General features: G+C 70.9%; 24 protein-coding genes. 7 read left to right on the top strand and 17 right to left on the bottom strand.

Features of this window, described 5'->3' with window-relative positions; all coding sequences use genetic code 11:
- Positions 1-181 precede the first annotated feature (181 nt).
- Positions 182-1807: a transposase gene (locus IH26_RS64010; protein WP_030439589.1), complete on the top strand. Its 1626-nt coding sequence runs from the start codon at positions 182-184 to the stop codon at positions 1805-1807.
- A 517-nt stretch (positions 1808-2324) separates the two neighbouring features.
- Here IH26_RS64010 and IH26_RS0129865 read toward each other — a convergent pair.
- The 6 genes from IH26_RS0129865 to IH26_RS0129840 all read right to left on the bottom strand — a co-directional run bounded on the left by IH26_RS0129865 (position 2325) and on the right by IH26_RS0129840 (position 8867).
- Entirely contained in the window at positions 2325-2621 is a 297-nt protein-coding gene (locus tag IH26_RS0129865) for a MoaD/ThiS family protein (RefSeq protein ID WP_030439588.1), read from the bottom strand.
- Between the two features lie 10 nt (positions 2622-2631).
- Complete coding sequence (locus IH26_RS0129860; protein WP_030439587.1) at positions 2632-3747, bottom strand: WD40/YVTN/BNR-like repeat-containing protein; 1116 nt, start codon at positions 3745-3747, stop codon at positions 2632-2634.
- An 84-nt stretch (positions 3748-3831) separates the two neighbouring features.
- Positions 3832-5343, bottom strand: coding sequence for an RICIN domain-containing protein (locus tag IH26_RS0129855; RefSeq protein ID WP_030439586.1), 1512 nt, complete (start codon positions 5341-5343; stop codon positions 3832-3834).
- Positions 5343-5954, bottom strand: a complete 612-nt coding sequence (locus tag IH26_RS0129850; RefSeq protein ID WP_030439585.1) for a PulJ/GspJ family protein — start codon at positions 5952-5954, stop codon at positions 5343-5345. The genes IH26_RS0129855 and IH26_RS0129850 overlap by 1 nt, the downstream gene beginning before the upstream one ends.
- Positions 5951-7621: a putative Ig domain-containing protein gene (locus IH26_RS0129845; protein ID WP_030439584.1), complete on the bottom strand. Its 1671-nt coding sequence runs from the start codon at positions 7619-7621 to the stop codon at positions 5951-5953. Before IH26_RS0129845 ends, IH26_RS0129850 begins: the two co-directional genes overlap by 4 nt.
- Before the next feature lie 58 nt (positions 7622-7679).
- Positions 7680-8867, bottom strand: a complete 1188-nt coding sequence (locus IH26_RS0129840) for a sensor histidine kinase (RefSeq protein ID WP_030439583.1) — start codon at positions 8865-8867, stop codon at positions 7680-7682.
- 112 nt (positions 8868-8979) lie between these two features.
- Between IH26_RS0129840 and IH26_RS0129835 the strand changes: the two genes are divergently transcribed.
- Genes IH26_RS0129835 through IH26_RS0129825 form a run of 3 tightly spaced genes read left to right on the top strand, consistent with a single transcriptional unit; the run spans position 8980 to position 11331 of the window.
- Positions 8980-9624 (top strand): NADPH-dependent FMN reductase, encoded by a 645-nt coding sequence (locus IH26_RS0129835; protein WP_030439582.1) that lies wholly within the window; start codon positions 8980-8982, stop codon positions 9622-9624.
- Positions 9625-9656: 32 nt separating this feature from the next.
- On the top strand, positions 9657-10214 hold the full coding sequence (locus IH26_RS0129830) for an HdeD family acid-resistance protein (RefSeq protein WP_051808711.1): 558 nt from the start codon (positions 9657-9659) through the stop codon (positions 10212-10214).
- Positions 10215-10266: 52 nt separating this feature from the next.
- On the top strand, positions 10267-11331 hold the full coding sequence (locus IH26_RS0129825) for an NHL repeat-containing protein (RefSeq protein ID WP_030439580.1): 1065 nt from the start codon (positions 10267-10269) through the stop codon (positions 11329-11331).
- On the opposite strand, the gene IH26_RS0129820 is transcribed toward IH26_RS0129825, so the two are convergent.
- Positions 11328-12497, bottom strand: a complete 1170-nt coding sequence (locus IH26_RS0129820) for a helix-turn-helix domain-containing protein (RefSeq protein WP_030439579.1) — start codon at positions 12495-12497, stop codon at positions 11328-11330. The genes IH26_RS0129825 and IH26_RS0129820 overlap by 4 nt on opposite strands.
- Positions 12498-12567: 70 nt before the next feature.
- Between IH26_RS0129820 and IH26_RS0129815 the strand changes: the two genes are divergently transcribed.
- On the top strand, positions 12568-13350 hold the full coding sequence (locus IH26_RS0129815) for an SAM-dependent methyltransferase (RefSeq protein ID WP_030439578.1): 783 nt from the start codon (positions 12568-12570) through the stop codon (positions 13348-13350).
- A 6-nt stretch (positions 13351-13356) separates the two neighbouring features.
- On the opposite strand, the gene IH26_RS0129810 is transcribed toward IH26_RS0129815, so the two are convergent.
- From IH26_RS0129810 to IH26_RS0129785, 6 genes are all read right to left on the bottom strand, one after another.
- Positions 13357-14079, bottom strand: a complete 723-nt coding sequence (locus IH26_RS0129810) for a dienelactone hydrolase family protein (protein ID WP_030439577.1) — start codon at positions 14077-14079, stop codon at positions 13357-13359.
- An 11-nt stretch (positions 14080-14090) separates the two neighbouring features.
- A complete protein-coding gene (locus tag IH26_RS0129805) occupies positions 14091-15263 on the bottom strand; it encodes a 4-hydroxybenzoate 3-monooxygenase (RefSeq protein WP_034216252.1) in 1173 nt (390 codons plus the stop codon).
- Positions 15264-15285: 22 nt separating this feature from the next.
- Complete coding sequence (locus IH26_RS0129800) at positions 15286-16020, bottom strand: DUF4142 domain-containing protein (RefSeq protein WP_342668317.1); 735 nt, start codon at positions 16018-16020, stop codon at positions 15286-15288.
- Positions 16021-16115: 95 nt separating this feature from the next.
- Complete coding sequence (locus tag IH26_RS64005; RefSeq protein ID WP_281179800.1) at positions 16116-16244, bottom strand: hypothetical protein; 129 nt, start codon at positions 16242-16244, stop codon at positions 16116-16118.
- 120 nt (positions 16245-16364) lie between these two features.
- Entirely contained in the window at positions 16365-16991 is a 627-nt protein-coding gene (locus IH26_RS0129790) for a DedA family protein (RefSeq protein ID WP_051808709.1), read from the bottom strand.
- A gap of 61 nt (positions 16992-17052) precedes the next feature.
- Entirely contained in the window at positions 17053-18279 is a 1227-nt protein-coding gene (locus tag IH26_RS0129785) for a pyridoxal phosphate-dependent aminotransferase (protein ID WP_030439573.1), read from the bottom strand.
- A gap of 92 nt (positions 18280-18371) precedes the next feature.
- Between IH26_RS0129785 and IH26_RS0129780 the strand changes: the two genes are divergently transcribed.
- A complete protein-coding gene (locus IH26_RS0129780; protein ID WP_245665634.1) occupies positions 18372-19139 on the top strand; it encodes an SAM-dependent methyltransferase in 768 nt (255 codons plus the stop codon).
- On the opposite strand, the gene IH26_RS0129775 is transcribed toward IH26_RS0129780, so the two are convergent.
- Both IH26_RS0129775 and IH26_RS0129770 read right to left on the bottom strand, forming a co-directional pair.
- Positions 19140-19778 (bottom strand): LysE family translocator, encoded by a 639-nt coding sequence (locus IH26_RS0129775; RefSeq protein WP_030439571.1) that lies wholly within the window; start codon positions 19776-19778, stop codon positions 19140-19142.
- Between the two features lie 10 nt (positions 19779-19788).
- Positions 19789-21453: a phospholipase D-like domain-containing protein gene (locus tag IH26_RS0129770; protein ID WP_051808707.1), complete on the bottom strand. Its 1665-nt coding sequence runs from the start codon at positions 21451-21453 to the stop codon at positions 19789-19791.
- 248 nt (positions 21454-21701) lie between these two features.
- Between IH26_RS0129770 and IH26_RS0129760 the strand changes: the two genes are divergently transcribed.
- Positions 21702-22406 (top strand): hypothetical protein, encoded by a 705-nt coding sequence (locus tag IH26_RS0129760; protein WP_030439569.1) that lies wholly within the window; start codon positions 21702-21704, stop codon positions 22404-22406.
- Here the strand turns inward: IH26_RS0129760 and IH26_RS0129755 are convergent, their stop codons facing one another.
- Together IH26_RS0129755 and IH26_RS0129750 are read right to left on the bottom strand one after the other, a co-directional pair.
- The gene (locus tag IH26_RS0129755; protein WP_030439568.1) at positions 22407-24035 is read right to left on the bottom strand and encodes a hypothetical protein; all 1629 of its coding nucleotides are present in this window, start codon (positions 24033-24035) and stop codon (positions 22407-22409) included.
- A complete protein-coding gene (locus tag IH26_RS0129750; RefSeq protein ID WP_030439567.1) occupies positions 24028-24870 on the bottom strand; it encodes a hypothetical protein in 843 nt (280 codons plus the stop codon). The genes IH26_RS0129755 and IH26_RS0129750 overlap by 8 nt, the downstream gene beginning before the upstream one ends.
- Positions 24871-24872: the final 2 nt, after the last annotated feature.

The raw sequence follows: 24872 nt of genomic DNA, 5'->3' as shown, positions 1-24872 counted from the left end.
GCGGGCGCGAGGGTGCGGCCGCACGGGCCTGGGCGCGAGGACCCGGGTCGCGGGCGTGGGGGCGCCGAGCGGGCCCGCGCCGTCCCCGACCTTGCAGGCTTTCCGTTCGTCGGGGGCCTGTTGCTTTTTGGGTCGGCGTGGCGGCTGGCCTGTTTGATCCAGGTTTGTGAATATTGATGGTATGGCTCGTGGGTATCGGCCGGTTGATCGTGAGCAGCCGTTCCTGTTGCCGCCGTCGATGACGGACTGGCTGCCGGCTGATCATCTGGTGTGGTTCGTGATCGACGCGGTGGGCCAGTTGGATACCGCCGCGTTCCACCGCCGGGCCCGGTTGGGCGGGGTCGGCCGGCGTGGGTTCGACCCGGACATGCTGGTCACGCTGCTGGTGTATGCGATGGCGCAGGGACTGCGCTCGTCGCGGCGGATCGAGGCGTTGTGCCGCACCGATGTGGCATTGCGGATCATCTGCGCCGGTGACGTCCCGGATCATACGGTGATCGCCCGGTTCCGCCGTGATCACGAAGCGGCACTGGGTGACCTGCTGACCGCGAGTCTGCTGTTGTGCGCCCGGCTGGGCATGCTCCGGCTCGGGGTGGTCGCGCTGGACGGGGTGAAGATCGCCGCGAACGCGTCGCGGGACGCCAACCGGGGCGAGGCGAGCCTGCGCCGGCTGGCCGTCGAGCATCTGGCCGCCGCGGCCGCGACCGACCAGGCCGAGGACACCCTGTTCGGCCCGGGCCGCCGCGGGGACGAGATCCCGGAAAAGCTGCACGACCGCACCCGTCGCGGCACGCGGATCCGGCAGGCCCTAGACGAGATCACCGCGCAGACCGCGGCCCGGGCCGCCGCGCAGGCAGCCGCCCGGGCCACCGCCACCGACTACCAAGACCGGCAGCAGACCGCGGCCCTGACCGGCGGTCGGGCACCGACCGGCCGCCGCCCGAAAACCCTCGATCCGGTCACCGCGGCCAAAGCCCGCTGGGACAAAGAACGCGTCCGCCACCAGGCCCGCATCGACGACTGGCACGCCCGGTACGCCGCCACCGGCCGCAAACCCTCCCGACGCACCCCCGTCCCGGCCGACCAGTACTGCCGGGTCCGCGACGCCAAAGCCGCCTACGACACCGCCCTCGCCGCCAGCACCAAGAACACCGGCAGCACCAGCCAGGACACCAACGACACCAACGACACCAACGACGGCAACGCGGGCAACGCGGGCCGCCGCAGCCGGCAGCCACCACGGGCCAACCTCACCGACCCGCAATCACGACGGATGCACACCCGCAACGGCTGGATCCAGGGCTACAACTGTCAGACCGCCACCAGCCACGACCGCTTCATCCTGCACGCCAACGCCACCCAGGACGCCAACGACTTCCAGCAATTCATCCCCACCCTGACCGCACTCACCCAGCTCACCCACCACCTGAACACCATCACCGGCCGCGACGACCTAACCATCGGCACCCTGCTCGCCGACGCCGGCTACGACAGCACCACCAACCTCACCACCCCCGGACCAGCACGCCTGATCCCCAACCGCTGGCACCGCAAACTCACCCCACCCACCCAACCCCCACCACCCGAGGCCACCGAACGAGAACGCCTCGACCACGAACTGACCACCCCCGCCGGCAAAGCCCTCTACCGGCAACGCTCTCCCCAAGCCGAAACCAGCCACGCCTGGCTCAAAGACCACCGCCAGCTACGCCACTTCACCCGCCGCGGACTCACCGCCGCCCACCACGAAATCCGCTTCGCCGCCGCCGTCACCAACCTCCTACGCCTGCGAACCCTCACCACCTGACCCAGCCACCCAGCCACCCGGCCACCCGGCCACCCGGCCACCCGGCCACCCGGCCACCCGGCCACCCGGCCACCCGGCCACCCGGCCACCCGGCCACCCGGCCACATTTCCGCCGTCGCGAGCTCCCCGACAAAAAACAACAGGCCCGTCGGGAACAGGAAATCTCCAGCCTTGGTCGGCCTGCCCGCATCGATGATGAGTTTCCGTTCGCCGCGAACGGTTCGGCTCCAAGATCTGCGCAAGGGCCGGGGAACGGCGCGGGCGACCGCGAGCCCGGACCCAAGCGCACGGCACGCTGGGCCCGGGCGCACGGCGCGCTGGGCCCGGACCCAAGCGCATGGGCACGCCGGAGTCCGGACGCGAGGGCACGGGCCGCCGCGGGTGCGGCCGCGAGCCCGGCCACCGATCTCAGCCCGGTGGCGGACCGCGGGCGTCCGTTGCAGGTGCCGCCCGGCGAAGGCGGGCGCGCGGTCCTGCGGTTGGGGACCCGCCGGGCGTACGGGCGAATGGTTTTGAATCAACCTCCGGCCATGGCGCCGACGATCAGAAACGGCTCCTTGCCGGCGACGACCTCCGGCGGGAGGGGCGCGTCGGGCGACTCGTTCGACAGGTCCTCCGAGCAGGCGAAGAAGCGGACCAGCGCCCGCCTGTTCCCGGTCGCCCGGTCGCGCATCGTGCCGCGCAGCATCGGATAGCGCAGCTCGATCGCGTCCAGCACGTGGCGCTGGGTCGGATCACCTTCGATCGACACGGTCACTTCGCCGCTGATCTGAGCGAGCGTGCGCAGATGCGGCGGCAACACGACCCGGATCACGACAGCCCGATCACGGCAGCACCTGGGCCTCGACGGAGAGGACGGCCGGCAGGTCGCGGACGATCGGTTGCCACGAATCGCCGCTGTCGGACGAGCCGTAAACCTGGCCGCCCGAGGTGCCGAAGTAGACGCCGCACTCGTCGAGGGTGTCCACCGCCATCGCGTCGCGCAGGATGTTGACGTAGCAGTTCTCCTGCGGGAGGCCGTTCGTGAGCGGTTCCCAGTCATCGCCGCCGGTGCGGCTGCGGTAGACGCGCAGGCGGGCGTCCGGCACGTAATGCTCGGAATCGCTCTTGATCGGTACGACATAGACCGTCTCGGGCTCGTGCGCGTGCACCGCGATCGGGAAGCCGAAGTCGGTCGGCAGGTCGCCGCTGATCTCGTGCCACTGGTCGCCGGCGTTGTCGGAGCGCATCACGTCCCAGTGTTTCTGCATGTAGAGCACGTCGGGGCGGCTCGGGTGCATGGCCAGGCGGTGCACGCAGTGGCCGACCTCGGCGTCCTCGTCCGGGATCTGAGCGGAGCGCAGACCCTTGTTGATCGGCTGCCACGTCCGGCCGCCGTCGTCGGTGCGGAAAGCGCCGGCCGCCGAGATGGCCACGAAAATACGATCGGGATCGACCGGATCGAGAATGATCGTGTGCAGGCACATGCCGCCCGCGCCGGGCTGCCAGCGCGGACCGGACTCGTGCGTGCGCAAGGCGGTCAGTTCCGTCCACGTCGCGCCGGCATCGGTCGACTTGTACAGCGCCGCGTCCTCGGCGCCCGCGTAGACCACATCCGGATCGGTACGGGACGGTTCGATGTGCCAGATGCGCTTGAACTCCCACGGGCGCGGCGTGCCGTCGTACCAGAGGTGTTCGCCCACCTCCCCCGCGTACGTGAAGTCGTTCCCGACCGGCTGCCAGCTGCGCCCGCCGTCGTCCGAGCGCTGCATGATCTGACCGAACCAGCCCGACGTCTGCGACGCCCACAATCGATCGGGATCGGCCACCGAGCCGTTGACGTGGTAGATCTCCCACCCGCCGAAGTGCGGCCCGCTCACTTCCCAGTTCTTTCGCGTGCCGTCCGCGGTCAGGGTGAACGCGCCCTTGCGTGTGCCGACCAGCAGCCGTACGGCGGTCATGGTCCTGCTCCCTCCGGTAGTCGTCCGGACCATCCTGCCCCAACGACCGTTCGGATGTGACTCGGGTCACCCCTTCACCGGCGACTACTTCTCGGTCAGGTTGGTCAGCGGCGTCGGCTGATCGATGTTGGCCGGCGCGTTCCACTTCTGGATGTCGGCCGTGCTGCACGTGGCGATCAGGACCTTGCTGGTGCCGTCGCTGTGGTAGTTGTTGGCGATGCCGGTGCCCTGCTCGGTGGGCTGCAGGCAGTTCCCGTTGTAGTCCTTGATCCGGTAGCTCGTGCCGTAGTCGCCGGTGTCGTGATAGACGGTCCACTGCAGGTTGGCCTGGGCCTGGAGGGCGGCGGTCGAGCACGCCGTCACGGTCACCCAGGAGGTCGAGGTGGCGGTGCCCGGCGACGTCAGGCAGTAGTTCTTGTTGGCGTTGCCGTTGTTGGCGTTGCTGTTGGTGCTGGTGTTGTTCACGATGATCGGGCCGGTCGCGGAGACCGCCGGCAGCACCGGCACCGGGTGGACCCACTGCTGGTTGAAGTCGACCAGCGCGCCCGGGTCCTGCTTGCAGAACCAGGCGATCATGTACGACGCGTTCATGTTCTTGCTGGTCACGTCGAGGCAGCGGCTGAACTGCTTGTAGTTGACCAGTTGGTTGGTGGAGTCACCGGCCATGCCGGCGCCGACGCCCGGCGAGGAGTAGAACTGGTTCTTGGTGGGCGACGCGCCGCAGCCGGCGAGGACCACCACGTGGTCGGTGGCCGATCCGGGTGTCCGGATGTTGATGCAGTAGCTGCCGTCGGACTTGCTGGCCGAGGTCGTGGCGTGGAAGACGCTGTTGCCGTCCAGCGCCCACTGAAAGGTCGTGGTCCGGGTGGCCGGGCAGGCCTGGAAGACCGGCTGGGTGGTGCCGCTCACCCGGGTCGAGCTCGCGAACAGGCACATGCCCGACGCCGCGCTGGTCGTCTCCGAGCCGATCAGCTTGAGGTACAGGTCCGGCGTGTAGCCGAACTGCTGCTGGCTGCTGCCGTTGCAGTCCTGCACGGTGACCGCCGTCCCGGCGGCCGGGCTCGCGACCGAACCGCCGTCGAGGCACTGGCCGGTGCTCAGGGTGGTGCTCTCGATCTTGATCGAGCCGCCGGGAATGTTGGTGTTGCTGGTGGAGAAGATGTAGGTGGCGATCAGGGTCCGGGTGGTCGGCCCGCTGGTGCCGGCCGAGGTGACGGTCGCGGTGCTCGGCACGTCGGTGACCGCGCAGTTGGTGATGGCGGTGCCGTTCGCGTCGCGGTAGACCACCGAGACCGTGTACGTCGAGGCGATGCCGCCGCCGGTCGCGCCGACCACCCCGGTCAGCGTGCAGGGCGGCAGGTTCTCCAGATAGCCGTTCTGCGCGGCATCGGAGGCGGCTCGCACGCGGGCCATCATCACGTCGAGGCCGGTCTGCGCGGCGTCGAGCGCCGAGTCCCGCCGGGCGTAGCTCTGGGTGTTCTTGATCTGGCGCACCACGATCGGGACCATGACCGCCGACAGCGACATCACCACGGTGACGACCAGCATCGCGAGCGGCAGCGATCCCTCGTCCGGGCGGCGGAGTGAGAGCCTCATCAGGTCGGCCTTCCCTTGCTGCAGTCGTTGGCGGCCGGGGTGTTGCGGTCGGTGTTCTGCGCCGTGAACAGCACGTCCAGCGGCAGATCGGCCTTGCCGACGTGGCCGCTGAACCGGAGCCGGACCTGGCTGTGCTCCAGCTCGTAGTTGGCGCCGACCCCGCTGGTGCCGGGGCTGGCCGAGGCGTACGGCCGGTTGCCGGGCGCATAGACGGTGAACGGGGCGATGGTGCCGGTCTGTGCCAGGTCGGAGGCGATCACCTGGGGCGTGCCCGGCGTCGTGCTCGGCAGAACCCACGTCAGCTTGGTCAGCACGCCGTTCTGGAAGACCAGCTGCTGGCAGTTGGTGGGGGTGGCGAACTCCAGGTACCAGGCGCCGTTCACCTGGCCCGGGGTGGCCACCCAGGTGGCGTAGCGCAGTTCCCGGTCCAGCCGGCGGAAGCTGTTGCCGACCTGGTCGCGGGCGGTGCTTATCGCGTCGGACTTGTTGACGTCCGAGTAGACCTCGATGATCCCGCCGGTGACGATCACCATGATCACGGCCATGATCGAGGTGGCGACGATGATGTCGATCAGCGAGAAGCCCTGGTCCGCGTGCTGGTCGTCGCTCATGTGACCGTCCAGATGAAGGTGAGGACGCTGGTGCTGGTCGCGGTCGCCGTAGCGGTCACGGTGTAGCTGCCGGCCGTGGTCGGCGTACCGGAGATGACCCCGGTCAGCGCGTTCAGGGAGAGGCCCGGCGGCAGCCCGCTGATCGTCAGCACCGGTGAGAGGCCGAGCAGCGTCCCGTTCGTGGTCAGCGTGAGCGACGCCGCGCTGCCCTTGGTCGTGCTCTGGTCGGGCGCGGTCAGCGCGGGCGCCGTGAAGACCAGCGAGCTGCTGGTGGTCACGAGGACCACGATCTGCTGGCTCGCGCTGCCGCCGCTGCCGTCGGTCACGGTGATCGTCGGCAGGAACCGGCCGGAGACGCTCGACTTCGCGTTGACCTTGCCGTTGTTGCTGTTGATCGACACACCGGTCGGCAGGCCGGTCGCGCTGTACGTGTAGTTGCCGTCGCCGCCCGCGCCGGACGCGGTAAAGCTGATCTTCGTATTGAGGTCGACCGACTGGCCGGACACGCCGCTCAGCGTGACGCCGGGCTTCACCGTGTGCGGGTAGGTCGCCGTCGCGGACCGCTGGTTGGCGTCGGTCACCGTGACCGACACGGTCGAGGCGCCGGCCGTGGTGGGCGTGCCGCTGATGGCCAGGGTGGTGGCGTTGAAGCTCAGCCCGGCCGGGAGGCCGCTCACCGTCCAGGTGTACGGCGAGACCCCGCCCGTGGCCGACAGCGTGAGGCTGTACGCGACGCCGGCGTAGCCCGTGACGCTCGCCGGCACCACCGGCGTGGGCGGCTTGACCACGGTCAGGGTCACCGCGCCGGTGTTGTTGCGGTTCGCGTGGTCGGTGACCGTCGCGGTGGTGCTCGTGACGGCGGCCGTGGTCGGGGTACCGGTGATCATGCCGGACGGGGCCATCGACAGGCCGGCCGGCAGCGCCGCGATCGTCCAGGTGTTCGGGAGCTGCCCGCCGCGGGCCTTCATCTGGTACGAGACGGTGTCCCCCACGTACCAGGTCTGGGTGTTGTCCATGACCGTCGGCGCCGGCCGGTTGAAGTCGAAGGTGGGCTCGGAGGCGCGGGACACCAGCGTGGTGGCGACGTAGGTGCAGGTGCCGCCGGCCGCCCGGCAGGCGTTGTTGTCGGTCCAGGTCTCCAGCACCACGACCCGGAAGAACTGCAGGATCTGGGTGGTGTCCGACGGGGCGGCCGCGCCCTTCGGGTAGACGCACTCGCTGGTGCCGGTCAGATAGACCTCGCACTCGCCGACGTAGATGTTCTGGGTGTACGTGGTCCCCTCGACGGTGAGCGTCTGGGCCGACGTGGAGATCGGCGCGTCCGCGCCAACGGTCGAGGTGGCGCCGAGCATCGGGTCGCCGACCACCTGCATGGTCGCCAGGTACGGCGCGACGGCGGCCGGGGCGGCGGCGAACTGCGCCTGGGTGGCGATCGCGCTGCGGCCGCTCAGCAGGGCGCTCCCCTTGAGCCCGCGCACCTGCTCCATCGCGGTGTCGGCGAGCTGGATCGCGGCCTGCCGGGTCCGCTGCCGGTTGACATTGGTCAGGCTGTTCACGAAGAACGGACCGCTCGCCAGCATGGTGACGCTCAGGACGGCCAGCGCGACGACCATCTCGAGGGTGCTGAAGCCCTCATCGCCGGCACCCGGCTCCCGTTCCCTGCCCACGCGTTTCTCCCGGCGTTCTCCATCGCTGAAGGTAAGATCGGCAGCCGCCCGCACGGGTTTAGCCGATCGGCCCGGCGGCGGGCAGCGTGATCCGGGCGAGCGTCCCGTGCCCGGGCCCGCCGGAGGCGATCGCCAGCCGGCCGCCGTGCGCCGAGACGATCCGCCAGGCGATCGCCAGGCCGAGACCCATGCCCGGCACGGCCTGCTCCTCGGCGAAGCGACCGCGATAGAACCGTTCGAAGACGTACGGGAGTTCCTCGTCCGGGATGCCCGCGCCGTCGTCCGACACCTCGACCTCGGCGCCGTCCAGCCCGACCCGCACGGCCGAACCGGGCGGCGAGAACAGGATCGCGTTCCGGATCAGGTGCTCGACCGCCTGGACGAGCGCGGGGGACTCGCCCACGACGTACACCTGATCGGTTCTGATCGTGACGGTGACCGTGACGCCGCGGGTGACCGCGAGGGTTTCGCAGGCACTCGCCGCGCCGCGCGCCGCCTCGGCCAGGTCGACCAGCCGCTCGGCCCGGGGCGGGGTGTCGTCGGGGCGGGTGCCGGCCAGCAGGTGGTCGACCATGCGCACCAGGCGGTCGCCGTTGCGCCGGATCGGCTCGATCAGCCGCCGGTACGGCGCGAGCTCCTCCTGCTCGGCGAGCATCTCCAGGTAGCCCTGCATGGTGGCGACCGGTGTGCGCAGCTCGTGCGAGACGGTCGCGATCAGATCCCGCTCACGCCGGGTCAGCCGGCTCAGCTCCCGGTCCAGCGCGGTCAGCCGGATCTGATCGCGAAAAGCCGCGAGATGGCCGTACGCCTGGGCGGCCAGATCGCCGAGCATCGCCACCTCGTGGTCGCCGATCCGGCGCGGCTCCCGGTCGATCACGCACACGCTGCCGAGCACGTAGCCGTCGTCGCTGATCAGCGGCACCCCGGCGTAGAACCGGATGAACGGCGCGCCGACCACGTTCGGGTACGAGCGGAACCGATCGTCCGCGCGCGCGTCCTCGACGATCAGCGGGCGCGGGTGGTCGACCAGGTGCGCGCAGAACGAGACACTGCGCGGGTCCTCGTTCCCGGCCATCCCGGTGGCGCCGGCGAACCACTGCCGATCACGATCGATTAGGGTGACGGTCGACATGGGCGTGTCGAAGACACGCGCGGCCAGCCGGGTGAGATCGTCCAGCACGACCGGCCGCGCAGCGTCCAGCAGGCCGTAGCTGTGCACGGCCGCCAACCTGCTCTGCTCGCTCACGTGATGTCCCGTCCGTCGGTGATGCCACGCAACGTCGGCCGCCCGCGACCGGAACTGAGCGTTTCGCCCGTCGTGACACCTGCCGGTCATCGTCGGCACGTAGGGTCGCGCCATGACGCGCATCCTGCTCATCTCGGGCCACACCCGGGCCGACGCCCTGCACACCGCGGCCCTGCGGACGGCCGCCCGGCACGCGCCCGCCGGGATCAGCGCGTCGCTCTACGACGGCCTGCGCGACCTGCCGGCCTTCGTCCCCGGCGAGTACGACCCGCCGGACCCGGTGTCGTTCCTGCGCCTGCAGGTGTCGGCGGCCGACGCGGTGCTGTTCAGCACGCCCGAGTTCGCCGGCTCGATGCCCGGCAGCTTGAAGAACCTGCTCGACTGGCTGGTCGACGGCGGCGACCTGACCGGCAAGCCGGCCGCCTGGCTGTCGGTCGCGGCGCCCGGCCAGGACGAGGGCGCGTGCACGGCGCTGGAGGTCGTGCTCGGTCACGCCGGGGCGAAGGTGCTGCACCCGGCCTGCGTGCGCATCCCGCTCACCCCGTCCGCGATGGACGACACGGGCACGATCGGCGACCCCCAGCTGCACCAGGCGCTGCTCGACCTGCTGCAGACCCTGGTGCGCGCGCTGGCCGCCCCGCGCCCCCGGGCGCAGCCGTCGTGGCAGGCCGTCTCCAGCCTCTACCCGGTGGTCCAGCGCAACGACGCCTCACCTTTGCGCAGCTGGCGAGCGGAGATCTGGCGCCCCAGCGAGTAACGTGAACCTTACTTTTCGTAGAGGGAGTATCGATGACCACCATGCTCTCGACCGACCGTACGGAAAAGTTCCTCTGGTGGCTCGCCCTGTCCGGGGCCGCCGTCTCACTGATCCTCGGCATCCTGTTCCTCGTCTGGCCCGGCGAGACCCTGCACGTCGGCGCCGTCCTGTTCGGACTGTGGCTGCTCTTCCACGGCATCGTCTATCTCGTCAACGCGATCACCGCGACCGCTGCCGACGGCCTGCATCGGGCGCTGGGCGCGGTGATCGGCCTGCTGTTCGTCATCGGCGGCATCGCCTGCCTGCGCGACGTCGTGGTGTCGCTGCTGGTCATCGCGACCATCATCGGCATCAGCTGGCTGGTCGGCGGCATCATCGCGCTGATCGAGGCCTTCTCCGGCTTCCGCACGGGGCCGGCCCGCCTGCTCGTCGGCGGGCTCGGCGCGCTGTCCGTGCTGGGCGGCCTGATCGTGCTGATCTGGCCCGGCCCGTCGCTCGCCACGATCGTCGTGCTGACCGGCGTCTGGCTGCTCGTGCTGGGCGCGATGCAGCTGGTCCTGGTGCTGCGCTCGCGCCCGTCGACCGTCTGATCAAACCTGGTCGGCGCCGCCCCCTGGTGATCGTCTGCTGGAATGGAAGGCGATGAGACTGCGGGTGGGGGCGGCGCTGGCCGCGCTGGTAGCCGGGGCCGGCCTGCTGGTCACCCCGGGGGTGGCGCTCGCCGCGCAGCGGGTGTGCCGGATCGGCGCCAAGCACATGACCGAGCTGTCCGGGATGGCGGCGACCCCCGGCGGGCTGGTCGTGGTCAACGACGGATCGGACGACCCGGCCGCCCGGAAGATCTTCTACCTGGACGGCAGGTGCGCCGTCACGCGTACGGTGTCGTATCCGTCCCGGCCGCGGGACACCGAGGACCTGGGCATTGCGCCGGACGGGACGCTGTGGGTCGCCGACATCGGGGACAACAACCGGAACCGGCCGACCATCGGGCTGTGGCGGCTGCCGAAGGGCGCCGGCCGGCCCAAGCTGTACCGGCTGACCTACCCCGACGGGCCGCACGACGCCGAGGCGCTGCTGTTCGACGGCGACGGGACACCGATCGTGGTGACCAAGACGATCGGCACCGCGGGAATCTACGAACCGGCCAAGCAGCTCGACGCCGCCGGTACCACGCCGCTGCGCAAGGTCGGCGAGGTCACGCCGCCGATCACCACGACCAGCAACCCGTTCTCGATCCCCGGCCGGCTGGTGATCACCGGTGGGGCGGTCAGCCCGGACGGGAGACACGCGGTGCTGCGGACGTACGCGGACGCCTTCGAATTCGACGTGGCCGGCGGGGACGTGGCCGGCGCGCTCACGCACGGCGAGCCGCGGCAGATCCCGATGCCGGACGAGCCACAGGGCGAGTCGGTCACCTACACCACGGACGGCACGGCGCTGCTGACCGTCTCCGAGACGTCCCGCCAGCCGCCCGGCACCGAGGCGGAGATTCTGCGCTACGCCTTGCCGCCCCGGCCGGCGGTCACCACGAGCCCGGCCGCCGCGCCCACCAACCCGAGCGTCGCCCACGAGGCGAAATCGGTGGCCGGAGCCGCCGCCCGAAAGGCCGGCACCCCCGCCGGCATGCTGGTCACCGGCGGCGCGCTGCTGCTGGGCCTGGCCACGCTGCTCGGCGTCCTGGTCCTCCGCCGCTCGCGCCGCTCCTAGATGACGCCCAGCCGCTCGCACAGGCCGCGCAGTTGGGTGCCACCGGAGCGGTCCAGGAGCGATCGTGTCGTTTCCTGAGCGAGCGGGGATGCGTGCAGGTGCTGCGGCGCGATGCGCTCGGCGGTGAGCAGGAAGCGGATCGCCTCGCGATCGCGTCCGCGCACCTGGGCGAGGGCCCGCGCGGTGTCGGCGTAGTAGAAGACCTGCCGGCAGCCGGCCGCGATGGTTGCCGGGTTGGTGTTCTCGGCGATCGCGATCGCCCGGGCCGGCTCGCCGCCGTCGACCTCGATCCCGATGCTCCAGAAGTTCACGTTGGTGGGGCCGAAGAACAGGCCCATCGCACCGCTCTCCCCGGTGCGCGCGGCCAGTTCGGCCGCCTCGGCGATCCGGTCACGGCTGTCGTCGAGGCGCTTGAGGCCGCGGCCGGCCTCGGCGCAGATCAGCTGGAGGAGCCCGGCCGTCTCCAAAGCGCCATATTCGGCCAGATGCGGTCGCAAATCGTCAATGGCGGTAGCGGCGAGCGTGTGGCTGCGCCGGTACGAGCCGCAGGCCGACGCGGCGCAGGCCCGGGCGTAGGCGGCGAACGCCACCAGCACCGGGTCGTCGGCGGCCTCGGCGGCTTCCCGGCTGCGTTCGGCGCTCAGCCAGGCCTCGGCGGGGTGGCCGAGGTTGCGGACGACCGCCGACGCGATGAACGCGGCCTCGCAGAGCATCCGCAGCGCCCGGGACCGTTGCGGCCCGGCGGCGGCCGCGTGCAGCGATCGCAGGAGTTCGGGCAGGAGCCGCCCGGCGCCGGCGTAGTCGCAATCGCCGCGGAGTTTGTCGACCAGTTCGAGGGTACGGGTGAGCTCCTCGACCGGCGGTGCGGCCCGATCCGATCGTTCCCGCGGATCGACCTCGACCAGCGCCTGCCGGATGCCGTGCACGGCGACCTGCGCGGCTGCCGTTTCCCGGTCGGCGGCCGGCACCGCCACCCCGACCAGTTCGGCGGACGAGCACTCCAGCGCCGCCGCGATGTCGGCCAGCATGAACCGGTTGTCGGCCGCCTGCCGGCCCCGCTCGATCCGGCTCCAGGTGGCGTGCGAGACGCCCGCCCGGCTCGCCGCGTACCGCATGCTCCAGCCGCGCAGCAGGCGCCGCGCCCTGATCCGCTCCCCGACCGTCATACACCGACCGTAATTTCGCGCGCGCCGCGGGCGGTACAGCCCGGTACCGGCTGTGGAAGACTCTTGGGCCATGAGCACGGGTGGCGGCCCTATCGACAGCTCGGTGGCGCACATCGCGCGCGTCTACGACTACTGGTTGGGCGGCAAGGACAACTTTGCTGTCGACCGGCATGTCGGCGACCTGATGCGGGAGGCGTCGCCCGAGGTGGTCGAGGGGGTGCTGGGCAACCGGGCGTTCCTGGCGCGCACGGTCCGGTACCTGGCCGGCGAGCGCGGCATCCGCCAGTTCCTCGACATCGGCACCGGGCTGCCGGCCGCCGACAACACACACGAGGTCGCCCAGGCCGTCGCCCCCGGCAGCCGGGTGGTCTATGTGGACAATGACCCGATCGTGCTCAGTCACGCCCGGGCGCTGCTCACCGGCGCCGGCACCGCGTATCTGGACGCCGACCTGCGCGACACCGGGCGCATCCTCAAGGAGGCGGCCGCCACGCTCGACTTCACCCGGCCGATCGCGGTCATGCTGATCGCGGTGCTGCACTGCGTGCCGGACGAGGACGAACCGGCCGCCATCGTGGCCCGCCTGGTAGAAGCGGTGCCGCCGGGCAGCTTTCTGGCGCTCTCCCACCCGGCGATCGACATCCACGCGGGCGTGCGCGAGGCCGCCCCGAAGATGAACAAGCTGATGGACGCCCAGCTGACCTTCCGGACGTACGACCAGGTCGCGGCCCTGTTCGAGGGCCTCGACATGGTGGAGCCGGGCGTGGTCCGGGTCCCCGAGTGGCGCCCGGGGAGCGAGGCGGAGCGGGCCAACCCGGCCGCCGTCTGGGGCGGGGTGGCCCGCAAGCGCTGATGAGACCTATCGCCCGCCGAAGAAGGAGACCGCCTCGGCCAGGGCCAGGTCGGTGAGGGCCGGGTCGTGGCGGGCGCCGATGTCGCGCATGAAGGCGTGCTCGCCGCCCCGGTAGATGTGCAGCTCCAGGTCGTCCAGGCCGGCCGCGTACACCGCCGACACCACCTGCAGGCGGGCGTCGGCGGGCACGTGCGGGTCCTGTGAGCCGAAGACGACCATCAGCCGGCCGCGGATGTCGGCGGCGCGTTCGAGGGAGTCGGCCACGTCCGCGCCGAGGCCGCCGTTCTGCAGGCCGGTCGGGTAGAAGCACACCGTCGCCTCGACCCGCGGGTCGAACGCCGCCCGGAAGGCCAGGTGGCCGCCGATGCAGAAACCGGTCACGAACAGCGCGGCCACGTCGTCGCGGGCGGCCAGGTAGTCGAGAACCGTGGAGCGGTCCTGATCGAACGACGCGGTCGGGGTGGCCGCGGCGCCGGCCAGTCCGGCCGCCTTCCCCGCGTCGTCGAACTCCAGCGCGACGCCGGCCAGCTCGCCGTGCGGGTAGATCTCCGGTACGCAGACGACGAAGCCGGCCGCCGCGAGCCGGCGTGCGGTGCGCAGCGTCGACTCGGTCAGTTGAAAGATGTCCGTGTAGAGGAGCACCCCGGGCCACGACCGCTCGCCCACCGGCCGGATCACCATGGATCGGATCTGACCGGAAATCTTCACTTCTTCCTCGCGTACCTTCATGCCGAGTGACCCTAGTGGCGCCGGTAACCCGGCGCGGCCGAAACACCGGCCATCATGTCGGCGAAGGCGACCGCCGCCGCCTTGTTGGTGAACAACCGATCGAAACGCGCCTTGGCCAGCCGCCGCCGGAACGGGTCGCCGTCCATGTCGTGCACCATCTCGGTGAACCAGCGGCTGAACTCCTGGTAGTCCCAGGTGCGGCGCAGGCACACGTCGGAGTAGGCGCGCAGCGCCGCGTCGTCCCCGCGCAGCGCCGAGGTGAGCGCGCCGGCCAGCACGTCGGCGTCGGCGATCGCCAGGTTCATCCCCTTGGCGCCCATCGGCGTGATGATGTGCGCCGCATCCCCCGCCAGGAACAATCTGCCGTACGCCATCGGCTCGGCCACGAAGCTGCGCATCTCGACGATCTCGCGCTCGGTGATGACGCCGCCCGGCAGCCCGGGATCGCCGAGCCGGTCCCGCAGCTCGGCCCACGTCACGTCGTCCGGCCAGGCGCGCGGGTCCTCGGCGCCCGGCCGGTACTGCAGGTAGAACCGGCTCGCCTTCGGTCCGCGGGCGAAGTGGGCGGCGAACCCCTTCGCGCCGATCCCCATCAGCGGATAGCGCGGCGGCGGCGCGTCGGCCAGCACCGTGTACCAGCCGATCCCGTGATCGAACGTGTACGTGGTCAGCTCGTCCGCGGGGATGCTGCGCCGGCTCACCCCGTGGAAGCCGTCGCACCCGGCCACGTACGCGCACTCGATCCGATGCGATCCCGAAGCGTCGGTGTACGTCAGCGACGGCGTGGACGTCAGGTCGTGCAACGCCACGTCGCGCACCCCGAACCGCAGGTCGCCGCCGCCGGCCAGGAACGTTCCCAGCAGCCGCCGCACCAGCAGTTGCTGCGGGACGATCCGGCCGGCCCGGCCGCCGGCGAGGGCGGGCGCGTCCAGCAGGTGCGGCTCCCCTTCGTACCGGAGCTCGAGGAACGTCTCGACCGGCGCGCCGGCGAGCACCTCGCCGGCCAGCCCGGCCCGCTCGAAGATCTGGCCACCGTAGTGGTCGAGGACCCCGGCACGCTGCCGCTCCTCCACATGGGAACGATCGCGCGCCTCCAGGACGACGCAGTCGACGGCGTTGCGCTGCAACAGGTTGGCGAGGGTGAGACCGGCCGGCCCGGCCCCGACTACCACCACATCGGGCATACGCCCACCGTATCGAAAACGATCAGCCGCGGTAGCGCCGGCGCGGACGGCGGCCGATCAGGAAGCGGGTGGCGACGATGCCGGCCACGATCCCGCCGGCCAGCGCGAGCAGGACCACCGGCATGCTGGTGACCGGCGAGGCCGCCGTCGACCGGCGGTCGGCGGCGAGCACCGCCGGCGCGGCGCTCGCGGACGGCGGCGGCACCGTCGGCAGCCCCTGGAAGTCGACGATCCCGCTCGACTCCAGCAGCGTCATGTGCGTCATCACGAACTGGTTGGCCCGCTGGGCGAGCAGCCGTACGGTGTCGTTGCGGGTGCCGGACCGGATCGCCGCGATCGCCGGGAAGATCTTCCCGTGCGCGGCCCGCAACCGGTCGATGTAGATGTGGTCGAAGTCGGTACCGGTGGCGTCGCGCATCTCGCCGAGCCACGTCTGCTGGTCGCTGTTCGGCTTGTCCGGCAGATCGATGTCGAGCTTCTTGGCGGCGTCCCGGGTGAGCTGGTCGAGCACCTTGTGCTGCCCGGAGATCTCCCGGCCGATCGCCTGGATCCGCGGGTCCTTCGAACGCTGCTGTGCCATCTCGCCCGCGGGGATCTCCCACAACCCGGCGAGGCGCACCCTGGTCACGAAGTCGCGATCCGCGTCCGTCACCTCGCCGCGCGCCTTGTCGGTGAGCAGCCCGTTGGGCGGAACCGGAACTCCCGGATCCGCCGCCCGGGCCGCCACCGGGTCGATCGCGATCAGCACGAGGGCCACGATCGCGGTCCCACACAGTCGACGCCAGCCAAGCATTCAGACCTCCCGCACAGGATGTTGACAGGAAGTACGGTTGATCGACCGGAAAGGATGAATCAGGCGGAGACTATCGTCGAGGTGCCGGCCTCCACCGCGTACGAGGCGGAGGTGCTGACCGGCGTCTCGCGGACGTCGATGGTCTCCACCGTGCGCACGTCGGTGTGCCACGCCGACCGGTTGACCACGCATCGCAGGTAGCCGCGGCGGGAGCCGCGCGCTGCCGGGCGAACTCGGCCACCGTCTGGCGCTTGGCGCCGGGGTGCCCCGTATCCGGGAACGGCCCGCGATCGCCTCTCCTCGTCAGCCTAATAGGGGCGATCGCCCGCGGCGCGGGAGGCGACGCCAGCAGGCTCCGGGGCGAAAACGTGCTGGATGACTACGGCGAGGCCGGAGATGGCCAGAGCCACCGCGCCGGCCAGCAGAAAGCCGAGGATGGGCCGGCCGGCGAACACCTCGCCGCCCAGGTAGCCGATCAGCGCGGCCTCGACCGCCCACGCCACCACGCCGAGCGTCGTGTACCAGTGGAACCGCACCGCCGGATAGCCGACCACCCCGGCCGCGAGCGCGGTCGTCGACCGGCCGCCGGGCAGGTACCGGGCGAACACGATGACCAGGCCGCCCCGGCTGTGCAGCAACCGGCGCACCCAGTTGTGCAGCTGCCGCGCCCTCTGGTGGCTCAGCCGCGCCTCGACCGACCCGGTGCTGCGCCGGCCGATCCGGAACGACGCCTGATCGCCCAGGTACGCCCCCGCCGAGGCGACCACGATCAGCATTGCCAGGTGCGGCCGCCCGGTGCCGGCCGCCGCCACGCCGCACGCCACCACCGTCGACTCGCTCGGCATGAACGGCAGCAGCGCGTCGAGCCCGGCCACGACGAAGACCACGGCCAGGACCCACGGGCTGGCCGCGACGGTGTCCAGGTAGTGGGGCATGCCGTCACGATGCGGGATCAACCGAACACGCACGTGTACGGCGATCGAACAACCGACGGTTTTACTGCCCGGCGGCCCGCCGTCCGGTGTAGTCGCCGCGACGGGACGGATACTGGATCAGGTTGTCCGGCACTTCCTCCCAGCCGCGTGGGTCTTCGTACTGCTGGCGCGGCAGGAACTGGCGGCCGTAGTCCATCATCCCGTCGATCAGCCGGTCGACGTCCCGCGCCGGGCGCACCACCAGGCGCATGAACTGGCTGGTCATGCCGAGCTTGTTGCCGCACTCGCGGGTGTAGACGCCGTGGTTGGCGACCAGGAAGTCGCGCAGCGCCACGCCCGACCACTCGGTGGGCAGCTTCACGAGGATGAAATTTCCCTGGGACGGAAAGACGGTCAGCCCGGGGACCCGGGACAACTCCCCCGCCATCCCCCGGCGGTCCCGGCTCAACAGGCGCAGGCTGTCCTCGTACTCCTCCTCATGTTCTTGAATCATGAAGACGACCTTCTCGGCCAGGGAGTTGAGGTTCCACTTCGGCAGCGCCTTGGCGATCGTCCCGGCGATCGCCGGGTTGGCCAGCATGTAGCCGAACCGGATGCCGTGCAGCCCGAAGTTCTTGCCGAGGCTCTTCAGCACCACCGTGTTCGGCCGGATCACCGCGTCCGGGCCGACCGACGGGTACTGCTCGGCGTCGGAGAAGTCGATGAACGACTCGTCGATCACCACGAGGTCGAGGCCGCCCAGCAGGTCCATGAACCGGATGACGTCCCGGCGCGGGAGGTAGTTGCCGTCCGGGTTGTTCACGTTGCAGATCACCGCGACCCGGGACTTGCGCTCCCGGATGAACCGCACGTAGTCGTCCAGGTTGAGCCGGAAGCCGTCGCGCTCCTGCAGCGGGAACATGTCGACCCGCTTGCCGGTCTCGAACGGCTGATCGGTCCAGCGGCCGAAGGTGGGGATCGGGATCGCCACGCTCTCCTTGATCAGCAGGTGGTCGATCCAGGTGATCAGCTCGGTCGACCCGTTCGCCATCGCGACCGTCTGCGGGTGCAGGCCGAGCACGCTGGCCAGCTTCTTGGTGATGCCGGCCGAGTCCGACGGGTAGTACTTGAGGATGTTCTTCAGCTCCCGGGCGAGCTCGTCGAACATCGCCGGGGTCGGGAAGTACGGGTTGCAGGGGATGCAGAAGTCGACGATCTCGACGTCGCCGCCACTTCGAGCGAGATCGAAATAAGAGGCACTGTGCGACCCCTTGTGCAGGATCGAGGTGTCGATTCCGGTCCCTGCCATCGCGGAGCTTCCCCTCTTTCGGCGGCCCTGCCGTCCACCTGTACGAGCGAGACTGTGCGATCGTTCAATGTCCCTGGCTCTATGCTGATCGGGTGGACCGAGCCCATCCCGCGCGCGTGTACGACTACCTCCTCGGCGGCAAGGACAACTTCGCCGTGGACCGGGCCGCGGCGGAGGAGGGCCTGAAGGCCAATCCGAACGCCGCGACCGCACCCCTGCAGAACCGCGCGTTCATGCGCCGGACGGTGCGCTGGCTGGCCGAGGAGGCCGGGATCCGGCAGTTCCTCGACATCGGGACCGGCCTGCCCACCTCGCCGAATGTGCACGAGGTCGCGCAGTCGGTCGACCCGTCCGCCCGGATCGTCTATGTGGACAACGACCCGATCGTGCTGACCCACGCCCGGGCGCTGCTGACCAGCGCCCCCGAGGGCCAGACGGCGTACATCGACTCGAGCCTGAGCGATGTCGATCGGGTTCTGGCCGGGGCGAAGGAAAACCTGGACCTGTCCCGGCCGGTCGGCCTGCTGCTCTTCGCGATCCTGCACTTCTTCGAGGACCAGGCCGACCCGTACGGCATCGTCCGGCAGTTGCTCGCCGCGCTGCCCAGCGGCAGCTACCTGGTGTTGTCGCACATCACGGCCGACTACGAGCCGGAGCGCTGGGCCGGCTTCACCGCGGTCATGCGCAAGCAGGGCATCCCGACCCAGCTGCGCTCGCAGGCGGAGGTCGCCCGCTTCTTCGACGGCCTCGAGCTGGTCGAGCCGGGCGTCGTCCCGATCCTCCGGTGGCGCCCGACCGAGGCGGTCGATCTGACCGACGCCCAGGTGGCCCTCTACGGAGGCGTCGCCCGCAAGCCGTAGTCAGTCCTTGCGGCCGCTCACGGCCAGGCCCACGCCGAGGCCCACCATGGTGAGCCCGGCCGCCCCGCCGACCAGATCGAGCCGCCGCGCGGAACGGGCGAACCAGGCCCGGATGGCGCCCGCGGCCATGCCCCACACCGAGTCCATGACCAGCGCCATCACCGCGAACACGGCGCCCAGCACCAGCATCTGGGTGCTCGCGTGACCGGCCCGGCGGTCGACGAACTGCGGCAGGATCGCGGCGAAGAACACCACCGTCTTCGGGTTGGTCACGCCGACCAGGAAGCCCTGCAGCACGGTGCGCCGGCCGCTGATCGGGCCGGCCTTGGCCGCGAACGCCTCGCGCAGGCTCCGCCGGTGCCGGACCGCCTGCACCCCGAGAAAGATCAGGTACGCCGCGCCGGCGAACTTGACGACCGTGTACACCACCACGGACGTCTCGACGATCGCCCCGATCCCGAACGCCACGGCCACCGCCGCGGTGAGGCTGCCGAGGGCGCCGCCGAGCACGGTCCGGAGCGCGACCGACCAACCGTACGCGAGGGCCCGGCTCACCGCGAACAGCACGGCGGGCCCGGGGATGACGATGAGCACGAACGAGGCGAGGGCGAAGGCGGCGAGCCGGTCGGCGGGAGGCATGCCGGCCAGGTTAGTCGCCGACCCAGAAGTCGACCTCGCGCAGGGCGGCGCTGTCCGGCTTCAGGTACCACTCCTGCCAGGTGTCCGCGTCGACCAGGCCCGTCCAGCGCTTCGCCACCGGCTGCAACTGCCGGCGGAAGCGCCACCGGTACTGGTTGTACACGCTCATGATGTTCGTGGCGTACGCCCCGGCCACCCCCGGCGCGTCCCGGATCACCAGCAGGTTCTCGTCGTTCGTGTCGCTCGCCTTCGGTCCGAGGTTGTGCGAGCCGGTCAGCACCGTGGGCCGGTCGCCGAACGGGTCCACCACGATGACCTTGCTGTGCACCATCGCGAACGCCCGGTCGAGCTTCTTCAGTTCGGCCCGGAAGAAATCGGTCGCCTTGTCGATCGCGGCGGGCAGCACCACGTCGTAGTCGGCGTACTCGTGGTTCTGCTGGTCGAACAGGCCGACCGGGTGCGGTTTCGTGCTCGGGTCCTGGTTGAGGACGCCCCGGAAATACAGCCGGCTGCCCGCGTGCGGGGCGCGGGCGAGGTCGAGGATGGCGTTCAGCAGGGAGTCACGCGGGCCCGGATTGAACATCAGGAACAGCACCGCCTGCTGCGCGTTCGCGATTATCTTGCGGGTGTCGACCAGATCGGCGTACTCGAGGGTCGGGGTGAACCACAATCGCACGCCGGCCTTGTCCACCTGCTGGTCGCGCGGCAGGGTGTCGGCCTGCTTCAGCGATGCCGGGGTGACGTCGCCGGCCTCGCGCAACCGATCCCATTGCGATCGGTATTGCGCGGCCAGTTGCGGGTCGTCGATCAGGACCGAATTGTTCGCCTGCGTGCACAGCCCGGTCATCGTCCAGTTCTGGCTGCCGGTCCAGACCCAGCGCGGCGATCCGTCGACGTCGCAGACGACCAGGAACTTGTTGTGCCCCAGCGCCCGCGGCGCGCACATCCGGGCGTACAGGTCGACCTTCCCGGTCAGGGCGGCGCGGGCGACGGCGTTCTCGTCCTGGCCCGTCTTCTCGACGCTGCCGTTGGCGAGCACGATGTGCGCTCGCTCGCCGATCGCCAGCAACGCGTCCATCAGCTGCGGATCGTCCAATTCGAACAGTGCCGCGTAGATCTCGCGCTTCTCCGTGGCCGCCTCGGCGAGCAGCGCGAACAGGCGATCGCCGAGCGGACCGGCCAGATACGATCGCAACTTGTCACCGGGCGTCGCGATCACCCGGTCGAGGGTGGCGTTCTGCAGGTCGTGCCCGGTCACGCCGAGCCGCCGGGACACCCATTGCGAGGCGACGATCCCCCGGTTGAACAGCACCTCGACGCCCGGCGAGACCAGGTGCGACAGCGTGACCGGCTCGGTCCAGTCGCTCGCGGTGGCCGGGTCGGGATGCAGGTTGTCCTTGTCCGGCCCCACCATCGGCAGCACGCGATAGGCCAGCGAATCGCCCGGCTGGGCCATGTAGTCGGTCCATTGATATTTCTGGATCGGCCAATTCGTCGACGCGCGGCGCTCGCCCTCGGCCGCCTGCTGTCCCACGAAGCCGACCCAGGTGCTGACGACTTCCTCGACCCCGTTGCGGCGCCGCAGCAGCCCGAATCCGCGGCAGCCCGGAATGATCCCGTCCGGCTTCCAAGCGATGAAAACGTCGTCACCGTTGTGATAGACCCGAACCTTCATGACCGCCGCCCCCAGCCCGTTTTCCCTGATGGTCGCATGGCTGGGCCGGCGGCTCGCCGTCCACATTCCGACAATCACCACCCGGCGACGGCAGCCGGAACGGGCCACCCGATCGGGCTAATTCGATGGAGTGGCGAATGATGGCCCGTTCTCGGCCGACCCGATAGCGTCCGATTCCGCTCGCCGTTCTCGTGCGCGAACCGTCGCCCGCCGACGAGGAAATCGCCGCAATTCCGGAAAGGATCGAAATGGAGCCCTTCGCGCTGGTCAATCAGGCGATCGACCTGCTCGCCGCCCATCTGCCGAGCGCCGCCCAGGTCGAGAACGCCGCCGCGCACGGCCTGTACCGGCTGATCGCCGATCGCCTGGGCCGGCGGAACGAGTCCGAGGCGATGACCGAGTTCGTCGACAGTCCGCGGAACAACGCGCTGGTCAAGCGACTCGTCAGGGAGGCCGTGCGGGACGATCCGCAGTTCGCCGAGGAGTTGGCCCGCGCGGTCGCGGCGGTGGCGGCCCCGGCGGTCTCCGCCACCGTGGTGCACCAGTCCGGGAACGTGGCCGGCGGCGACATCGTGGGCCGCGACTCGATCCGGACGACGACCACCAACACCTCCAACGCCTATACGAACAACACCAACAAGAAATCGAACCCGGTCGGCGTCGCGATCGGCGTGGCCTCGCTGGTCGTGGTGGCCCTCGTCGTCATCTTCGTGCTCAAGGCGGTGGCCGGCGCGGTCGGCGGCGGCGGGCTCAGCGGCAAGTCCACCTGCACCGAGTTCCTGCAGTCCGCGGACGACGCCGCCAAGGCCGCCGTGATGAAGCAGCTCTACCTGGCCAAGAACAAGCCGCAACTGGCCGCCGACCCGTTCATCAACCAGAACACCGAGTACTTCTGCGGCGAGCGCCCGACCATGACGCTCGAGCACCTCGCCGACATCCGGACCAACGGCTGATCAGCTCTTGAGGATGCGGCGCTTCAGGGCCCGGGCGAACGCGCGCGGGTCCCGCACCTTCGCCACCTTCCGGCTCACCTCGTGCAGCCGCATCGCCGGTGAGTTGCGCAGTTTGCGCAGCTCGTCGCGCATGGTGCGGATCTGCTGCTCGCGCGTACGCAGGCTCTGGTCGCGGTAGCGCATCGTGCGCTCCAGCCCGAACACCTTCCCCGCCAGTTCGGTCGCCCGCTGCCGGTCGGCGGCGGCGTCGGCCAGGACGGTCCGCAGGTCGGGCTCGTCGGCGGCCGGTTCGGCCAGCCCGTCGGCGATCTCCCGCCCGCGCTTGACCGCGCCGGGGTCGTCGGCGACGCCGGACATGCTCAGCCAGGTGGTGACCAGGTCGTCGGTCGAGGTCATCCACGGCGGCCACGGGTGCCGGCGGTGCGCCCGCAGCAGCCTGTCCCGCAGCCGGTGGTAGGCGGCGGCCAGCAGCGCGGCGGCCTCGTCCTCCCCGGCCGGCCGGGTCAGCCCGCGCACGAAGCCGTCGCCCTCGGGGTACAGGTCGTCGAGCAGGACCACGCCGTCCGCGAGCCCGGCCCACGCGCCCAGCCGGCCGGCGAGCGCCCGGAAGCCGGGCACGTCCTCGGCCGCTGCCAGCCGGAACAACAGGGTCTCCACCGACTCGGTGTCGGGCAGCCGCCCGGCCGGCTCGAGGGCGGAGTCGCGCACGCTCAGCGTCCACTCCGCCTCGTCGAGGTCGGCGAGCAGCACGCCGCCGGAGTCCAGCGACGCGTACGCCGTGTGGATCGCCCCGCCCGAGCCGAGCACCGCCAGCCAGCCCGGCGCCACCGCCGCGAGCAGCCCGGCCCGCGCCGCCGCGTCCGCCCCGTCGGCCACCGGCGCCAGCAGCGGCGTGTGCGCCGCCGACGCCGCCAGGCCGGTCACCGCGAACCGCGCCCCCGGCCGGCCGGGCCGGGTCGAGCCGGCCGCCGCCGCGTCGAGCAGCGTGTGGCTCGTCCCCGCCGCGTCGAACGTCGCGTACAGCCGGGTCACCCGCTCGCCCAGCGCCTCCGCCACCTGCCGCGGCGAGGTCGGCCGGGCCGCGTCGTCGTGCAGCGGCCGCCACTCGTCGTCGCCGTGCCGCTCGTCGGCCGGTCGCCGGTCGTAGAGGCCGGTCAGCGCGAACTCGTTCTCCACCGCGACCACGACCAGCGCGTCGCCGGTCGCCAGCCGCCGCAGTTCGGCCCAGCGGGCCGGCCAGTCGAGGGCCGGCGAGTCGGCGCCGAGCACCCGGTCGAGCCCGTCGGCCGCGATCACGACGTCGAACGGCGGCACGTCGACCAGCCCGTCGAGGGCCCCGGTGATCACCGTGACGTGCCCGGCCGGGACCGCCGCCCGCAGTTCCTGCGCGTCGCTGACCGAGCGGACCAGCACGGTCACGGCGGCGCTGCGCGCGGCGACGAGCTCGACCACCGGGTACGAATGCGGCCCCACGATCAGCGCCGTCGGCGCCGAGGCCGGCAGCAGGTCGTCGAGCAGGGCCAGCAGCGGCTCGCCGCCGGCCGGCGACCGATAGCCCGTGTAGTCGGTCCACGGCTGGATCTCCCCGCGCACGATCTGGACGGCCGGGGTCGGGACGCTGTCAGTCACGCTGGTTCCAATCGAAGAGCATGCGCATCTCGGCCGGCGGCATCACCCAGGCCCGGCCGAGTTCGTCGTCGGTGATGGCGCGGGCGGTCGGCAGGTCGATCTGCTTGCCGAGCATGTCGCCCCACAGCCGGGCGATCCGGGTCTGCCCGCCGAACAGCGGGTTGTCCCCCTCGAGCTCCATCGGGTCACCGTAGACGGCCGGCTCGCAGCCCGCCGCCACGCCGTAGAAGATCGCCGTGGCGAGCCGGTTGGAGGCCACCCGCTTGACCCGCCGGAACGCCTTGAGCTGCTTGTACAGGAACTGCCGGTCGGTGCCCTCGTAGTTCCAGCCGCGCTTGCCGAAGCAGATCACCTCGAAGCCGGCCTCCTCGTACGAGCGGCGCACCTCGGCCCGCTCGTACTCGGTGTAGTACAGGCTGATCGTGACCGGCTCGGTCTCGGTCTCCTTGATCTCGCTGATCAGCCGGGCGTGGTCGCCGTGGATCTTGGCGCCCATGCCGGGGGCGTCCCAGCCGTGGAACAGGAACCAGAGCGTGCCCCGGCGTTCCGCATCGGGCACCTTGCCCAGGTCGGGCTCGAGATCCATCAGGTACAGCATCGGCGCGCCGGTCACCGCGTAGTTGCGCCGGCCGAGCGAGTGGCCGCGCCGCCGGGGGGCGTCGCTCCAGACGTACCGCCAGGCGCCGTCGAAGAACTCGTGCACCGGGTTCCAGCCGCAGCCGACGTTCCAGCCGTGCTGCAGGTAGCCGGGGATGCGCGGCGGGAACTCGTCGTCCAGCCCGCAGTACCGGGCCAGGATGTGCTGCTGCCCGTAGTAGAAGTTGTGGTGATGCATAG

It is taken from the genome of Actinoplanes subtropicus (assembly GCF_000721705.1).
GTDB classification, from domain to species: domain Bacteria; phylum Actinomycetota; class Actinomycetes; order Mycobacteriales; family Micromonosporaceae; genus Actinoplanes; species Actinoplanes subtropicus.
The sequence above is the reverse complement of the archived record's forward strand: the minus strand, read 5'-3'. Positions and strand labels throughout refer to the sequence as shown.

Coding starts and splice junctions, on each gene's coding strand:
- IH26_RS64010 (WP_030439589.1), top strand. CDS start 182: ATGGCTCGTGGGTATCGGCCGGTTGATCGTGAGCAGCCGTTCCTGTTG.
- IH26_RS0129860 (WP_030439587.1), bottom strand. CDS start 3,747: ATGACCGCCGTACGGCTGCTGGTCGGCACACGCAAGGGCGCGTTCACC.
- IH26_RS0129855 (WP_030439586.1), bottom strand. CDS start 5,343: ATGAGGCTCTCACTCCGCCGCCCGGACGAGGGATCGCTGCCGCTCGCG.
- IH26_RS0129850 (WP_030439585.1), bottom strand. CDS start 5,954: ATGAGCGACGACCAGCACGCGGACCAGGGCTTCTCGCTGATCGACATC.
- IH26_RS0129835 (WP_030439582.1), top strand. CDS start 8,980: ATGACGCGCATCCTGCTCATCTCGGGCCACACCCGGGCCGACGCCCTG.
- IH26_RS0129830 (WP_051808711.1), top strand. CDS start 9,657: ATGACCACCATGCTCTCGACCGACCGTACGGAAAAGTTCCTCTGGTGG.
- IH26_RS0129825 (WP_030439580.1), top strand. CDS start 10,267: ATGAGACTGCGGGTGGGGGCGGCGCTGGCCGCGCTGGTAGCCGGGGCC.
- IH26_RS0129820 (WP_030439579.1), bottom strand. CDS start 12,497: ATGACGGTCGGGGAGCGGATCAGGGCGCGGCGCCTGCTGCGCGGCTGG.
- IH26_RS0129815 (WP_030439578.1), top strand. CDS start 12,568: ATGAGCACGGGTGGCGGCCCTATCGACAGCTCGGTGGCGCACATCGCG.
- IH26_RS0129810 (WP_030439577.1), bottom strand. CDS start 14,079: ATGAAGGTACGCGAGGAAGAAGTGAAGATTTCCGGTCAGATCCGATCC.
- IH26_RS0129805 (WP_034216252.1), bottom strand. CDS start 15,263: ATGCCCGATGTGGTGGTAGTCGGGGCCGGGCCGGCCGGTCTCACCCTC.
- IH26_RS0129790 (WP_051808709.1), bottom strand. CDS start 16,991: ATGCCCCACTACCTGGACACCGTCGCGGCCAGCCCGTGGGTCCTGGCC.
- IH26_RS0129785 (WP_030439573.1), bottom strand. CDS start 18,279: ATGGCAGGGACCGGAATCGACACCTCGATCCTGCACAAGGGGTCGCAC.
- IH26_RS0129775 (WP_030439571.1), bottom strand. CDS start 19,778: ATGCCTCCCGCCGACCGGCTCGCCGCCTTCGCCCTCGCCTCGTTCGTG.
- IH26_RS0129770 (WP_051808707.1), bottom strand. CDS start 21,453: ATGAAGGTTCGGGTCTATCACAACGGTGACGACGTTTTCATCGCTTGG.
- IH26_RS0129760 (WP_030439569.1), top strand. CDS start 21,702: ATGGAGCCCTTCGCGCTGGTCAATCAGGCGATCGACCTGCTCGCCGCC.
- IH26_RS0129750 (WP_030439567.1), bottom strand. CDS start 24,870: ATGCATCACCACAACTTCTACTACGGGCAGCAGCACATCCTGGCCCGG.